This is a genomic window from Acinetobacter sp., assembly GCF_036659555.1.
Lineage (GTDB): Bacteria > Pseudomonadota > Gammaproteobacteria > Pseudomonadales > Moraxellaceae > Acinetobacter.
This window is the reverse complement of sequence record NZ_JAVXCI010000091.1, coordinates 1-12,849: the sequence shown is the minus strand read 5'-3', so window position 1 is coordinate 12,849 and position 12,849 is coordinate 1. Positions and strand designations below refer to the sequence as shown.

At 51.5% G+C, this 12,849-nt stretch carries 13 protein-coding genes; 6 read left to right on the top strand and 7 right to left on the bottom strand.

Going from position 1 to position 12,849, the window contains the following annotated elements; genetic code table 11:
- Window positions 1–142: 142 nt before the first annotated feature.
- Entirely contained in the window at window positions 143–1,378 is a 1,236-nt protein-coding gene (locus RSA72_RS11865) for a pyridoxal phosphate-dependent aminotransferase (protein ID WP_332622953.1), read from the bottom strand.
- Between the two features lie 155 nt (window positions 1,379–1,533).
- On the opposite strand from RSA72_RS11865, the gene msrB reads away from it, so the two are divergent.
- From msrB to RSA72_RS11845, 4 genes are all read left to right on the top strand, one after another.
- Entirely contained in the window at window positions 1,534–1,953 is a 420-nt protein-coding gene (msrB, locus tag RSA72_RS11860; protein WP_332622955.1) for a peptide-methionine (R)-S-oxide reductase MsrB, read from the top strand.
- On the top strand, window positions 1,950–2,432 hold the full coding sequence (locus tag RSA72_RS11855) for a glutathione peroxidase (protein WP_332622952.1): 483 nt from the start codon (window positions 1,950–1,952) through the stop codon (window positions 2,430–2,432). The genes msrB and RSA72_RS11855 overlap by 4 nt, the downstream gene beginning before the upstream one ends.
- Window positions 2,429–3,301, top strand: a complete 873-nt coding sequence (locus RSA72_RS11850; protein WP_332622951.1) for a helix-turn-helix transcriptional regulator — start codon at window positions 2,429–2,431, stop codon at window positions 3,299–3,301. The genes RSA72_RS11855 and RSA72_RS11850 overlap by 4 nt, the downstream gene beginning before the upstream one ends.
- A 71-nt stretch (window positions 3,302–3,372) precedes the next feature.
- The gene (locus RSA72_RS11845; protein ID WP_332622949.1) at window positions 3,373–3,999 is read left to right on the top strand and encodes a LysE family translocator; all 627 of its coding nucleotides are present in this window, start codon (window positions 3,373–3,375) and stop codon (window positions 3,997–3,999) included.
- Between the two features lie 156 nt (window positions 4,000–4,155).
- On the opposite strand, the gene dapC is transcribed toward RSA72_RS11845, so the two are convergent.
- From dapC to RSA72_RS11820, 5 genes are all read right to left on the bottom strand, one after another.
- Window positions 4,156–5,325 carry a succinyldiaminopimelate transaminase gene (dapC, locus tag RSA72_RS11840; protein WP_332622947.1) on the bottom strand — a complete coding sequence of 390 codons (1,170 nt, stop codon included), beginning with the start codon at window positions 5,323–5,325 and terminating at the stop codon, window positions 4,156–4,158.
- 23 nt (window positions 5,326–5,348) lie between these two features.
- Complete coding sequence (glnD, locus tag RSA72_RS11835) at window positions 5,349–8,015, bottom strand: [protein-PII] uridylyltransferase (protein ID WP_332622945.1); 2,667 nt, start codon at window positions 8,013–8,015, stop codon at window positions 5,349–5,351.
- Window positions 8,016–8,044: 29 nt separating this feature from the next.
- Entirely contained in the window at window positions 8,045–9,259 is a 1,215-nt protein-coding gene (purT, locus tag RSA72_RS11830; RefSeq protein ID WP_332622943.1) for a formate-dependent phosphoribosylglycinamide formyltransferase, read from the bottom strand.
- 170 nt (window positions 9,260–9,429) lie between these two features.
- The gene (gene ygaH / locus RSA72_RS11825) at window positions 9,430–9,777 is read right to left on the bottom strand and encodes an L-valine transporter subunit YgaH (protein ID WP_332622942.1); all 348 of its coding nucleotides are present in this window, start codon (window positions 9,775–9,777) and stop codon (window positions 9,430–9,432) included.
- Between the two features lies 1 nt (window position 9,778).
- On the bottom strand, window positions 9,779–10,501 hold the full coding sequence (locus RSA72_RS11820; protein WP_374571106.1) for an AzlC family ABC transporter permease: 723 nt from the start codon (window positions 10,499–10,501) through the stop codon (window positions 9,779–9,781).
- 127 nt (window positions 10,502–10,628) lie between these two features.
- Here RSA72_RS11820 and RSA72_RS11815 point away from each other — a divergent pair, with 127 nt between their 5' ends.
- Window positions 10,629–11,120 (top strand): hypothetical protein, encoded by a 492-nt coding sequence (locus RSA72_RS11815; RefSeq protein ID WP_332622940.1) that lies wholly within the window; start codon window positions 10,629–10,631, stop codon window positions 11,118–11,120.
- 223 nt (window positions 11,121–11,343) lie between these two features.
- On the opposite strand, the gene RSA72_RS11810 is transcribed toward RSA72_RS11815, so the two are convergent.
- Window positions 11,344–12,039 carry a Crp/Fnr family transcriptional regulator gene (locus RSA72_RS11810; protein ID WP_332622939.1) on the bottom strand — a complete coding sequence of 232 codons (696 nt, stop codon included), beginning with the start codon at window positions 12,037–12,039 and terminating at the stop codon, window positions 11,344–11,346.
- Between the two features lie 107 nt (window positions 12,040–12,146).
- On the opposite strand from RSA72_RS11810, the gene RSA72_RS11805 reads away from it, so the two are divergent.
- Window positions 12,147–12,686, top strand: a complete 540-nt coding sequence (locus RSA72_RS11805) for an Mpo1 family 2-hydroxy fatty acid dioxygenase (RefSeq protein WP_332622936.1) — start codon at window positions 12,147–12,149, stop codon at window positions 12,684–12,686.
- Window positions 12,687–12,849: the final 163 nt, after the last annotated feature.

The following is a 12,849-nucleotide window of genomic DNA, read 5'->3' as shown; positions in this document are numbered from 1 at the left end:
AAAAGCAGTGCTTTTATTCTTGCTCAGGTTGCGGATGACGCTTCCGCGTATCAAACAATATCGCAAGTTTTAAAAAGCAAAAACCAGTCAGTTTCTTAACTGACTGGCATTACACAATATGCGGTTTTTCTGTTTCAGCAGCTTAGCGCATTTTTGACAGGAAGCGCCCTAAGCGGGTAATGGCTTCACGCAGCTCATTTTCCGCTGGCAGGAACACCACGCGGAAGTGATCCGGCGTTGGCCAGTTGAAGCCTGTACCTTGCACCAGCAGCACTTTCTCAGCGCGCAGGAAATCCAGCATGAATTTTTCATCGTCCTGAATTGGATAAACGTCCGGGTCCAGCTTCGGGAAGCAGTACATTGCGCCTTCAGGCTTCACACAGGACACGCCGGGAATCTCATTCAGCATTTCCCAGGCGATATTGCGCTGCTCATACAGGCGGCCGCCTGGGCGGATGAGGTCATTAATGGACTGGTAGCCGCCGAGCGCGGTCTGAATTGCGTACTGTGCCTGATGGTTGGCGCATAGGCGCATGGACGCGAGCATGTCCAAGCCTTCAATATAGTCAGCTGCGCGGGATTTGTCGCCGGTAATAGCCATCCAGCCGGAGCGGTAGCCGGCAATGCGGTAGGCTTTAGACAGGCCGTTAAATGAAATGCACAGCTGGTCGCCGGCTAAAGCGGCTACAGCAACATGCTCAATGCCGTCATAAACAACCTTGTCGTAAATCTCATCTGCAAACAAAATTAAGTCATATTTTTTTGCAAGTGCGACAATTTGTTCCAGCACATGGCGCGGATAAACAGCGCCAGTCGGATTGTTTGGATTGATAATCACGATACCGCGGGTATTTGGCGTGATTTTGCTTTCCATATCCGCAATGTCTGGATACCAGAAATTTTCTTCATCGCATTTATAGTGAATGGCTGTGCCGCCGGACAGGTTCACCGCAGCGGTCCACAGCGGATAATCCGGCATCGGCACCAGCATTTCATCGCCGTCATCCAGCAGGCCCTGCATGGCCATGACAATCAGTTCAGACACGCCATTGCCGATATACACGTCATTGACGTGCATGTTGAGGATGCCTTTTTGCTGATAGTACTGGCAGATGGCCTTGCGCGCCGGAAAAATCCCTTTTGAGTCAGTATAGCCGACCGCATTCGGCAGGTTCAGCGCGACATCGTTGATAATTTCCTGCGGGGCTTCAAAGCCAAAGGGGGCGGGGTTGCCGATATTCAGCTTGATAATCTTATGCCCGGCCTCTTCCATTTCATTGGCCGCTCGTAACACAGGTCCGCGAATGTCGTAGCATACATGCTCGAGCTTAGACGATTTCTTAATTTCGCGTGGCGTAGTGTTACCTAAAACGGACATATTTCCATCCAATTAAATATTGATGCTGAAAAAATATAGATTACTGAAATCTCACAATCTATGTTGAAATTTAGCTAGAAATTTTTTTAACTCTAGCGTAAATATGGAAGTACTGAAGCATGACATTGAATGTCAAAGATTTAAAGGAGTTAATGATGGGAAAACTCAATAAAACAGAAAGAGAATGGCAAAGAGAGTTATCACCGGAAGAGTTCCGGATCACCCGTCAAAAAGGGACAGAGCCTGCATTTACAGGAAAATACTGGAACAGCAAGCAGGCGGGCACATATGTTTGCCGGTGCTGCGGCGCAGCATTGTTTGATTCAGCCGCAAAATATGACAGCGGCAGCGGCTGGCCAAGCTTTTACCGCCCGGCAGACGCTTCCGCGGTTGAGGAGCATCAGGATTCTTCCCACGGCATGGAAAGAACGGAAATTGTCTGTCATCATTGTGACGCACATTTAGGGCATGTTTTTCCCGATGGCCCAGAGCCGACAGGATTGCGCTATTGCGTGAACTCGGCTTCATTAGAATTAAAAACACAAGAAAAAAGCGACGAGGAAACTTATCCATGACCAACATTTATCAGTTTGAAGCTGAATTGTTAGATGGAAAGAATAAATCTTTTGCCGACTATGAAGGCAAAGTTTTATTGGTGGTGAATACCGCCAGCAAATGCGGCTTTACGCCGCAGTTTGCGGGACTGGAAAAACTGTATCAGCAGTATAAAGATCAGGGCTTTCTGGTTTTAGGCTTTCCATGCAATCAATTTGGCGGGCAGGACCCGGGATCGAATGATCAAATTGGCGCTTTTTGCCAGAAAAATTACGGGGTGGATTTCCCCATGTTTGCCAAGGTGGACGTGAAAGGCCCTGAGGCGCATGCGGTATTCCGCTATTTAACCAATAATTCCAAGGGGATATTGGGCAACGGCATTAAGTGGAATTTCACTAAGTTCCTGATTGGCAAAGACGGCAAGGTGCTGAACCGCTATGCGCCGGCCACCAAGCCGGAAGCGCTGCATGAAGATATTGAAAAAGCTTTGGCGGGATGAATCAAAACCCGCTGAAGAAGATGCCGGAAAGCCCTGCGGCCGAATTCTGGAATGACCGCCGCATGCCCTATGTCGAAACGCGCAGGGCATGCCGCAGCCGGGCCTGCTATAAAGCCCATAGCCATCCGACATTCTCGATCGGCGCTGTAGACAGCGGCCAGAGCTTATTCAGCAGTTTTTTTGCACCGCCGCAGCGCATTGAAGCCGGCGCGCTGGTTGTGATTCCTGCCCATGTGGAACACGCCTGCAATCCATTGCCTAACGGTGAATGGAGCTATCAGATGATGCATTTTGATGCCGGCTGGATTGGGCGGCTGTTCAGTGAGCTGAGCGGAGACTTGAGCGCATTTCAGTCTGAGTTTGCGCCCTGCATTGCCCCTCAAGTCATCCAGAACATAGATCTGTATCATTCATTTTCAGATTTAAACCGCGTATTGTTTGACCCTGAAATCCCCATTGGGCTGAAAGAGCAGGCTGTGGTTGAAGCGCTGACCGAAATCTTTTTGCCTGAATTTGAATTGAAGCGATTAAAAAAATCAGCGTACTTTAACCGGCATATCGCGAGGCTGGGCCGCTGTCTGAATGACGGCGCCCGGCTATGGTCATTGCAGGATTTAAGTCAGGAATTCGGTATTTCACGCTATGCGGTTATTCGGCTGTGTAAAAATAATTTCGGCTTGACGCCGCATGCCTATCAAATTAATCAAAAAGTCAATCAAGCCAGGCAGATGCTGAAACACGGCGTATCTGTGCTTCAGGCTGCGCATGATTTAGGCTTTGCAGATCAAAGCCATTTCCATCATGTTTTTAAAATGTATGCAGGGATCAGCCCAAAGCAGTATCAGCAGCAGTGCCTTCTAAGAGGATAAAGCGCGCAATTTTTTACAAGCTTGGTTTGGCTCAGTAAAGTTTAATCAGTCCTGCTTCAGTGAGGATTGATATGGAACTTTTTTTAATGATTGCTTTGACGCATTTTTTGGCATTATTGTCGCCCGGGCCTGATTTTTTTCTGATTTTAAATCATTTGATCCGTCAGGGGAAAAACTCAGCGTGCTGGGCTGGCGCGGGAATTGCGGCCGGAAATGCCGTGATTTTGATTTTTATTGCTGTATCCATAATGCTGGCGGGCCGGATTCATTCCGGCATCTTGAATTATATGCGGTGGCTTGGCATAGCTTATTTGCTGTATTTGGCTTGGCAGTGCTTTAAGCACGTCCGGCTGAATCAGGCTTTAGATGCCGATGCCCAATTAAAGCCGGCAGAAAAATATTCCAGCGCTGCAGATTTCTGTTCAGGACTGCAATCCAGTTTGTTGAATCCAAAAAATATCATGTTTTACAGTAGCCTCATGCTGCTGGTTTATGCAGATGACCGGCGTTTGCAGATGCTGATGATCAGTATTTGGATGGTGGCTGCGGTGTTAATCTGGAATCTGCTGCTGGTTCAGCTTTTGGGGCATCGCGCTTGGATGATGCGGCTGAAATCCAAATCAAAGTGGATCTATGGACTTTGCGGTTTCAGTTTCAGCGTATTTGCGCTGGGCTTGGCGTTGATTTACCCGGTTTAAGCTTTATTGCATTTGAGGAGCGGGACATGCTTGCGGATGAAGCTTCTGCATCAGGCTGCAAAAACTTCAAGCGGGTTTAAGAGGCTGGAAAGAGCCAAAGCTTCTTTGCGTCAGGCCAGCCGGCATATGCGTGGCTGGCCTATCAGCTTGCAGAAATTACAGAACCGCTTTTAAGCGCTGAATCGCCTGCTCGCATTGCGCGATATCAGCCACCAGCGCCATGCGCACATGATTTTCGCCCGGGTTGCCCTGTGCCGTATCGCGCGACAGATAACGCCCCGGCAGCACTTTAATATGGGCTTTTTTCATCAGCATTTTGGCGAAGGCTTCATCGTTGTCGACTTTCAGCCAATAGTAGAAGCCTGCATCCGGCTTCTGCAGCGGCAGCAGCCCGCCCAGTTCATTCTGGAACAGCTCAAACTTCGCGCGGTACAGCGCGCGGTTTTCTTCCACATGCGTTTCGTCATTCCAGGCTGCAATCGACGCGATCTGATGCTGCACCGGCATGGCTGCGCCGTGATAGGTACGGTACTGCAAATACGGCTTGAGCAAAGCTGCGTCGCCGGCGACAAAGCCTGAACGCATGCCCGGCAGGTTGGAGCGCTTGGACAGCGAGTGGAACACCACGCAATTTTTGTAGTCGTCGCGGCCCATTTCAGCGCAGACTTCCAGCAAGCCCGCCGGCGCTTCATCAAACCACAGTTCTGAATAGCATTCATCCGAAGCAATGACAAAGCCGTACTGGTCAGATAAGGCAATCAGTTTTTTAAACTGTGCTTTGGATAAGACTGCGCCTGTCGGGTTGCCCGGCGTGCAGACAAACAGCAGCGCGGTTTTCTGCCAGACTTCAGCCGGAACCGCATCAAAATCGCCTAAATAATTGTTTTCTTCCGTGCAGTTGATGAAATAGGGCTGTGCGCCGGCCAGCAGTGCTGCGCCTTCATAAATCTGATAAAACGGATTCGGCATGACGACATAAGGCGCATCTTCACGCTTCACCAGCGCCTGCACAAAAGAGAAAATCGCTTCGCGCGTGCCTGAAACCGGCAGAATATGGCTGTCTGCGCTGATGCTGCTGAGCTTAAAGCGGCGGGTCAGCCAGTCGGCAATACTGCAGCGCAGTTCCGGCAGGCCCTTGCTGTTTGGATAGGTGGATAAATGCTGGAAGCTGTCAATAATGGCCTGCTTTACAAACTCAGGCGCAGGATGCTTCGGCTCGCCGATGGAGAGCGGAATCAGCGGCAAGCCGGCAGGCTGGATATCCTGAAAAAGCTTATTCAGCTTTTCAAAGGGATAAGGGTGCAGTAATGACAAACTGGAGTTCATGGAATAGTTACCGTCAATTTAAATTAATGTTGGCTGCAGACCTGGCTTGAAGCCTCATCCAGCGCTGACTTGAGCTGGGCAGCAAAAGTTTCGGCTTCCGCTTCGGTCATCGGCGAGCCGTCTTTCTTGGTCACAAAGAAAATATCTTCGGCGCGTTCGCCCAGTGTGGCGATTCTTGCGGAGTGAATGTCCAGCCCCTGCATCATGAATAAGCCGCCGACTTTGGCCAGCAGGCCAGGATGATCCAGCGTCGCGATTTCGACCATGTTCTGCTGCAGGGCTTCATTCAGGGTGATATCAACGGTGTTTTCAATATCAAAATGGCGCAGCTGGCGCGGAATGCGGCGCTGCATCAGGCCCGGATATTTATCTGACTGGCTCAGCGCTTTTTTCAGCGCTTCAATGACAGTGTCTTCGCGCTCCGGGTCGGTCAGCAGGGTGCCGAAGCGGTCCAGCACCACATAGGTATCCAGGCTGAAGGCTTTGACTGCGGTAATAATGCGCGCATCCTGCACGTCAAGATTCATCCGGTCTAGAATGGCAACGGTGGTGGCAAACAGGTTCGGCTGATCCTGCGTATAGATAAAGATCTGCACCGCGTCCTGCGCGTATTTGCGGTGCGCGCGCATCAGCACCAGCGGCGCCGGATTGTCGCCGTGCTGCAGAATGGCGCGGGTATGCCATGCAATTTCATCCGCCGATTCTTTAATGAAGTATTCATCGCCCAGTTCCTGCCAGACTTTTTCCACTTCATCCAGTGAAAAGTCTTCGACCAGCAGCTCGCTGGCGGCGAACTTGGTGTCTTCAATCAGCATTTGATAGTCGACCGGGCGGCCCAAGCCGGAACGGATCACGTCGCGCGCCTGCGTGTACAGCTGGCGCATCAGCGAGGCGCGCCAAGTGTTCCACAGCGTTGGATTGGTGGCGTTGATATCCGCCACGGTCAGCGCGTACAGGTAGTCGAGATGCTCCATGTCGCCCATTTTTTCGGCAAAGGCGCGCACCACATCCGGGTCGGAAATATCGCGCTTCTGCGCCGTCACCGACATTTGCAGGTGGTTGTGCACCAGCCACGCCACAAGATTGGCTTCGCGTTCGGTAAAGCCATGCGTGATGCAGAATTTAATGGCGTCAGAAGAGCCGAGCTCGCTGTGGTCGCCGCCGCGGCCTTTGGCGATGTCGTGGAATATCGCCGCCAGATAGACAATATCCCGGCGCGCAAGGCGCTGGAAGACGGAGCTGACCACCGGGAAGTCTTTGGCGAATTCCGGCTCTTTGAAGCGGTTCAAGTTGCGGATCAGCAGCAGGGTATGGGCATCGACCGTGTAGATATGGAACAGGTCATACTGCATCAGGCCCATGATCTGCCCGAAAGCCGGAATATAATTGCCCAGTACGCCATAGCGCTTCATGGCCACCATGGTGTCATACAGGCGGTAAGGCGAGCGGATAATCGCCATAAACAGGGCCTGATGCGCCGGGTTGTCTCTGAAGCTTTGGTCAATGCGCTTGGCGGCCAGAGCCAGCAGGCGCAGGGTGCGCGCGCGGATGCCGGAAATTTCAGGGCGGTTTGCCAGCAGATAGAAAATTTCCAAAATCGCGCTTGGGTTTTCAGAAAATATTTTATGGTGCTGCACCGCCAGTTTGCCGTCTACCAGCTTGAAATTTTTATTAATTTCTTCAATTTTGCGTTCATAGTTCGGCAGGCGCGGCGTGATGACCGATTCATTGAAATACGCCAGCAGCATTTCATTCAGCGTTGAAACTTGTTGCGCGCTGCGGTAATAGCGCTTCATGAACTGTTCAATTGGATAGTTCGGCGATTTGCCTTCTTCGCGCATATAGCCGAATTTTGCTGCGATGTCGCGCTGATAGTCGAACAGCAGGCGGTTTTCATCGCGCTTGGTCAAGCGGTGCAGATGATGGCGGATTTCCCACAGGAAGCTTTCAGCTTCTTCTAAAACGCCCAGCTCAAATTCTGAAATAAAGCCCAAATGCACCAGATCATAAATGCGGTTGACGCGGAAATGGCGTTTGGCAATCCAGCCGATTTGGTTAATGTCGCGGATGCCGCCCGGCGCATTTTTAATGTCCGGTTCTAAATTGCTTTCGGTATTGTTGTGCTGCGCATAGCGCTTGGCCTGTTCCTGGGTTTTGGCGTCAAAGAAGGTTTTATCCGTCCATGTTTGCGAAACAATGCGGCGCGGCCATTTGGCCAAATGCTGATTGCCGGTAATCAGGCGCGCTTCAATCAGCGCTGTCGCGACCGTCAAGTCGCTGGTGGCCTGCGCAACGCAGTCTGCAATGGTGCGCACGCTGATGCCGGGCTTGAAGTTGCCGACATCCCACAGCGAAGAAATAAACGTGGAGATCTGCTTTTCCTGTTCCGGCGCAATCGTGTCTTCAGACAGAATCATGATGTCGACGTCAGAATAAGGCAGCATTTCGCGCCGGCCATAGCCGCCGACGGCGAATAAGCCTAAATTGCTCTGATCCAGCCCGGCATGCGTCCACAGGAACTGCAGCGCTTCATCAATGACGTTGGAGCGCGCCAAAATCACATCGCGGATGGACTGCCCATGGTCAAAACATTCCTGCAGCTGGTTTTCAACATCTGTGCGCCATTGGTTAATTGCCTGAATGTCGTGATTACTTTTAATGTAATTCAGCAGCGGTAAAGTATTGATCATGAACAGTCATCCATTATGATGTTGCAAGCTTAGTTTTGATGCACGCTGACCTGCTGCGCGGCCTGCAGCGCAAGCTCGCGCGCCTGATCAGCTGTCTCTGCGCGCGCTGTCGCAACGCCCATGCGCCGGCGCTTAAAGCCTTCCGGCTTGCCGAACAGGCGCAAATCGGTATCAGGGTTTGCCAAAGCAAGATTCAAGCCAGAAAACGACAGATTTTGGCCATCCACGCCGGCATAAATCACTGCGCTGGCTGCCGTGCTGTGGCGGGCCGTATTCACCGGCAGGCCGAGAATGGCGCGGGCATGCAGCTCAAATTCGCTTTGGAATTGCGAAGCAAGCGTGACAAGGCCTGTATCATGCGGGCGGGGAGAAACCTCACTAAACCATACTTTGTCGCCTTTGACAAACAGTTCCACCCCGAAAATGCCGCAGCCGCCCAGCGCCACAGTGACTTTATTGGCGATGCGCTTGGATTCTTCCAACGCTGCAGGCGTCATGGCCTGCGGCTGCCAGCTTTCCACATAATCTCCGGCATCCTGGCGGTGGCCGATCGGGTCGCAGAATGAAGTCTCGATTTCGCCGGTTTCAGCATTTTTGGCGCGCACGGTCAGCAGGGTGATTTCAAAGTCAAAATCAATTTGCGATTCAACAATCACTTTACCCTGATTGACCCGGCCGCCGGTCTGCGCATAGTCCCAGGCCGCGTCAACTTCTGCAAAGCTTTTAACGCGCGACTGGCCCTTGCCGGAAGATGACATGACCGGCTTGACAAAGTTTGGATAGCCGATGTCGTCGCAGGCCGCGCGGAAAGATTCCAGTGAATCAGCGAAGCGGTAAGCGGAGGTCGGCAGGCCAAGCTCTTCGGCTGCCAGCCGGCGGATGCCTTCGCGGTTCATGGTCAGGCTGACGGCTTTGGCGGAGGGGATAACCGTGGCGGCATGCTGCGCTTCAATTTCGGCTAAAACCTGCGTGGCAATCGCTTCAATTTCAGGAACAATTAAATGGGGCTGAATTTGATTGATCAGCTGCTTCAGCGCTTCGGCATCCGCCATATTCAGCGTATAGGAATAATGAGCAGCCTGCATGGCCGGGGCATGATCGTAACGGTCGGCGGCGTGAACTTCTACGCCTAAACGCTGCAGAGAAATCACCACTTCTTTGCCCAGTTCGCCAGAGCCTAAAAGTAAAACCTTGAAAGCAGAAGATTGAAGTGGGGTACCAATAGTCACGCTCATGTGAATCATCCACGCTTGATTTTATGGGCTTTCAGCATACCAGAACTGGCTGCTGGATTAAGCGCCGATTCACATAAATAAATGATATTGTCCAACAATTTTTTTGATGAATTAATGCGGGAATTTAAGGCGAGCTTTGGCTGCAAGCGCCGGCAGTACCGGCGCTTGCAGCGCAAAATCTAAAACGGCATTGGCAGGTAGGTATACACCACGCCATAAGCCAAAGCGGCGGTCAGTGTAGCCGGAACAATTTTTTTGAATTTAAAGTACAGCCCGGTCAGCACCATAAAGCCCGCCAGCATCGCCACGCTTTTATCCGGTGTTTCCAGCAGCGGCGGCAGCGTTGCAACCACCAGCATGGCGCTGATGGCGGCGATGCCGATCGAGCCTAACGCGATTTTCAGCCACAGCGAACCGCGCTTTTGCGAGCCCTGCTGAAATTTCTGAATAAAGTAAAATGGGCCAAAGCGCGAAGCGAAATTTGCGATTCCCACTAAAATGCCGACCAGAATAATTTCCAAGCTCATATTAGCCTCCAGCATGCTCAGGGTCAGGCTGCTTCAATACATAGTGCTTAAACAGGCCGGCTAAAATGCCGGATGAAATGCCGATGAAAATAGCCGCCGACAGGTCAATGAAGTAGCAGGAAACCGCTGAAACGAGAATGGTGACTGCCACCACAAAGCTGTGCTTTTTCTCAAAAGCTGCCAGCAGGAAACTCAGGAATAAAGCCGGCAGCAGGAAGTCCAGCGCTGCCTGCAGGAACTGCGGCAGGTTACTGACCTGATCGGCAAACAGGCCGCCGAGAAATGAACCTGCCGCCCAGGACAGCCAGCTGCATAAGCTCAGGCCCAGCATCCACGATTCAGACCATTCCTGCCGGCGCTGCGACAGCTTGATCATGCCGGAAGCGAAAACCTCATCGGTCAGGCCCCAGGCCCAAACCGCGGTTTTCTTTAAATTCAGCCGATCCTGAATCAGGTTCTGCAGCGCTGGGCCATACAGCAGGTGGCGGATATCTAAAGCGATAACAGTCAGGGCTGTCATCCAGATGGAGGTGCCGCTGCCGAGCAGGGCGACGACTAAAAACTGGCTGGCGCCGGCATACATGGAGCAGGACAGAAACAGCGCTTCCCATGCGCTGAAGCCGAATTGCGTGGCGGACACGCCAAAGGCAAAAGAAACCGGAAGATAGGTAAAAATAATGGCTTGACTGTCTTTAGCACCTTGCCAAAAACCAGCAGGCTTTATTAGCGGAATTTTGTGTTCTGACACGACACACCTTGGCCGGAGAGTTGATCAATAGGTCAAATTAGATTGAGTATTCTACCCGAATTCACTAGCATAGTGCCGAAATGTTTGTATAGGCGGCTGAAATATGTTTACGCTCAAAAATGGCCTGGCTCAAGCTGCGGTTCTTGCTGCCGGCGCCTTCCTGCTGCAAGCCTGCGGCAACCCTTCAAATGCGCCTGAGGCGCCTGAAGAAAAGGTGGTGATTAAGCCTGCGCCAAAACTTAGCAATGATGCAACCGCCTATGCAAATGAGGCTTGGAAATTCATAAATGAAGTGGATGGCCTGGTTTACAGCAAAAAAATCGACCAGCTGGAAGATCAGGTGCGCAAGCCGGCGCGCAAGCTCAGCACCGACTGGCGCATTAATGTGAAAATGACCGATTCCGTGACCGAAGGGAAGTATGCGCTGTGCCGCAAGGCGCTGACCAGCTTGGAAATCTGGGCGCGTGAAACCATTGAAGGCGCAGGCACCGTCAGCCAAAAGCAGGCGGATTACGAGCGCGACAAAAAGCAGTGCCATGGCGCGATTGATAATCCGGACTTAGGCAATACCGATCCGAAGAAAGTCGGCGTTTAAGCCCGCTTGGCCGTAACTGCAATAGGCATTTTACGGCCGGCTTTGGCCAAGGCGCATGTACAGGCGGGCATGCCTGGCATCTTCAATGCCGATTTTTAAAGATGCAGCGCTTCGCTTTCGGCAGATAAATGCGCAGATTTAAGGCAAAATTTAAAACTGCGCTAAGATAGCGCACAGCATTGCACTGAAACTGTACGCGCGCTTTCCGGAAGAAAAATCAAGTCTATGGCAATGCATGCGCAATCCGGTGCAGGCGCGCAGCATCTAAAATTTCAATTTTGCGGAAGGCGATTTTCAGCACGCCCTGCTTTTCCAGTTCCTGCAATTCCTGATTGACAGTCTGCCGTGAGCAGACCAGCATCTGCGCCAGCTGTTCCTGCGACAAATGAATGCAGCGCTGCGCAATGGACAGATGATTGCCGTAGCCATTTAAAATAAACAGCAGGCGCTGCGCTAAGCGCTGGCCGATCTGCTGCGTCTGTATCGAAATCAGCTCCAGAAAGGCAAAGCGCAGCTTTTGGCTGGCCAGCTGGGCAATATGAAACCAGAACTGCGGATGGTCATGCAGCAGCTGATGCATGCTGGAGCTGGGCAGATGCAGAATGGCCGATTTCTGCGCTGCCACCGCATCATGCGAGCGCGGCTGCTGATCGACTAATGAAATTTCTCCAAACCACATAATCGGCTCGGCAATCGCCGCCACGGCTTCTTTGCCGTGAATATCAATATAGCCTAAGCGGATTGCGCCTTCTAAAACCGCATAAATGCCATTAAAGGCATCACCGGAAAGGAAAATGCTTTGGTCTTTTTGCACCTGCAGCGTCTGCGCATGCGCTAAAAGGTACTGCTGATAAACAGGGCTGAGCTGCGAATACCAGAGGTTATTGCTTAAATGGGGCAGGTAGCGTTCATCCAGCACGGCAGTCAATTCCTTTTGCGGTTCTTTTGAAGCTGTCGCTTAGCCGACAGCTTGCGCGCTTATCTTTTTATATAGTGAAAGCTTAACTGCTGCAAGGAGGCAATCCCATGACGAAACTCGAACAGCTGCTGAGCCAGTATGCTGCCTACCATTTGGATCATAAAAATATCCTGACCCATTTTATCGGCATTCCTTTAATTGTTTTTTCCATTATCTGCTTAACCGCAAGGGCAGGCGTGGCGGTTTCAGGCATAGAGCTTACTTTGGCTTTGGCGCTGCTGGCCGTGACGGCTATGTATTACCTGAGCCTGGATAAAATCTTCGGCCTGATCATGCTGGCGGTTTTTGCGCTGGCTTATCCGCTGGCCTACGCCGTGGCGCAGTGGAGCTTGGGCGCATGGCTGAGCGCCAGCATCGGCATTTTTACGGTAGGCTGGGCCTTTCAGTTTGCCGGGCATTTTTATGAAAAGAAAAAGCCGGCATTTATGGATGATGTGATTGGCTTGGCGGTAGGCCCGCTATTTGTTTTGGCTGAAATGGTATTCATGCTGGGCTTCAGGAAAACGCTTGAGCAGCGAATGCTGGCGGAAGCCAGAAAGCAGCGGGCGTTGATGGATGCTGAAACAGGGCGCCAGGCTTCAGCATAGCCGGCGCTGCGCGGAAGCGCTAAAAGCCGGGAAATGGCCTAATGCCAGTCAGTTAAGGAGTTTTGCAATTAAGCTCCTTAATTTTTTGGCTATAGCTAAATACTAAATAACTTATCACAGTATTTTTTGAACAGTTCATCAATGTCTTTTATTCGGAATTTAT

Excerpts from the sequence above, each read along its gene's own strand:
- RSA72_RS11865 (WP_332622953.1), bottom strand. The coding sequence starts at position 1,378 with ATGTCCGTTTTAGGTAACACTACGCCACGCGAAATTAAGAAATCGTCT.
- msrB (WP_332622955.1), top strand. The coding sequence starts at position 1,534 with ATGGGAAAACTCAATAAAACAGAAAGAGAATGGCAAAGAGAGTTATCA.
- RSA72_RS11855 (WP_332622952.1), top strand. The coding sequence starts at position 1,950 with ATGACCAACATTTATCAGTTTGAAGCTGAATTGTTAGATGGAAAGAAT.
- RSA72_RS11850 (WP_332622951.1), top strand. The coding sequence starts at position 2,429 with ATGAATCAAAACCCGCTGAAGAAGATGCCGGAAAGCCCTGCGGCCGAA.
- RSA72_RS11845 (WP_332622949.1), top strand. The coding sequence starts at position 3,373 with ATGGAACTTTTTTTAATGATTGCTTTGACGCATTTTTTGGCATTATTG.
- dapC (WP_332622947.1), bottom strand. The coding sequence starts at position 5,325 with ATGAACTCCAGTTTGTCATTACTGCACCCTTATCCCTTTGAAAAGCTG.
- glnD (WP_332622945.1), bottom strand. The coding sequence starts at position 8,015 with ATGATCAATACTTTACCGCTGCTGAATTACATTAAAAGTAATCACGAC.
- purT (WP_332622943.1), bottom strand. The coding sequence starts at position 9,259 with ATGATTCACATGAGCGTGACTATTGGTACCCCACTTCAATCTTCTGCT.
- ygaH (WP_332622942.1), bottom strand. The coding sequence starts at position 9,777 with ATGAGCTTGGAAATTATTCTGGTCGGCATTTTAGTGGGAATCGCAAAT.
- RSA72_RS11815 (WP_332622940.1), top strand. The coding sequence starts at position 10,629 with ATGTTTACGCTCAAAAATGGCCTGGCTCAAGCTGCGGTTCTTGCTGCC.
- RSA72_RS11805 (WP_332622936.1), top strand. The coding sequence starts at position 12,147 with ATGACGAAACTCGAACAGCTGCTGAGCCAGTATGCTGCCTACCATTTG.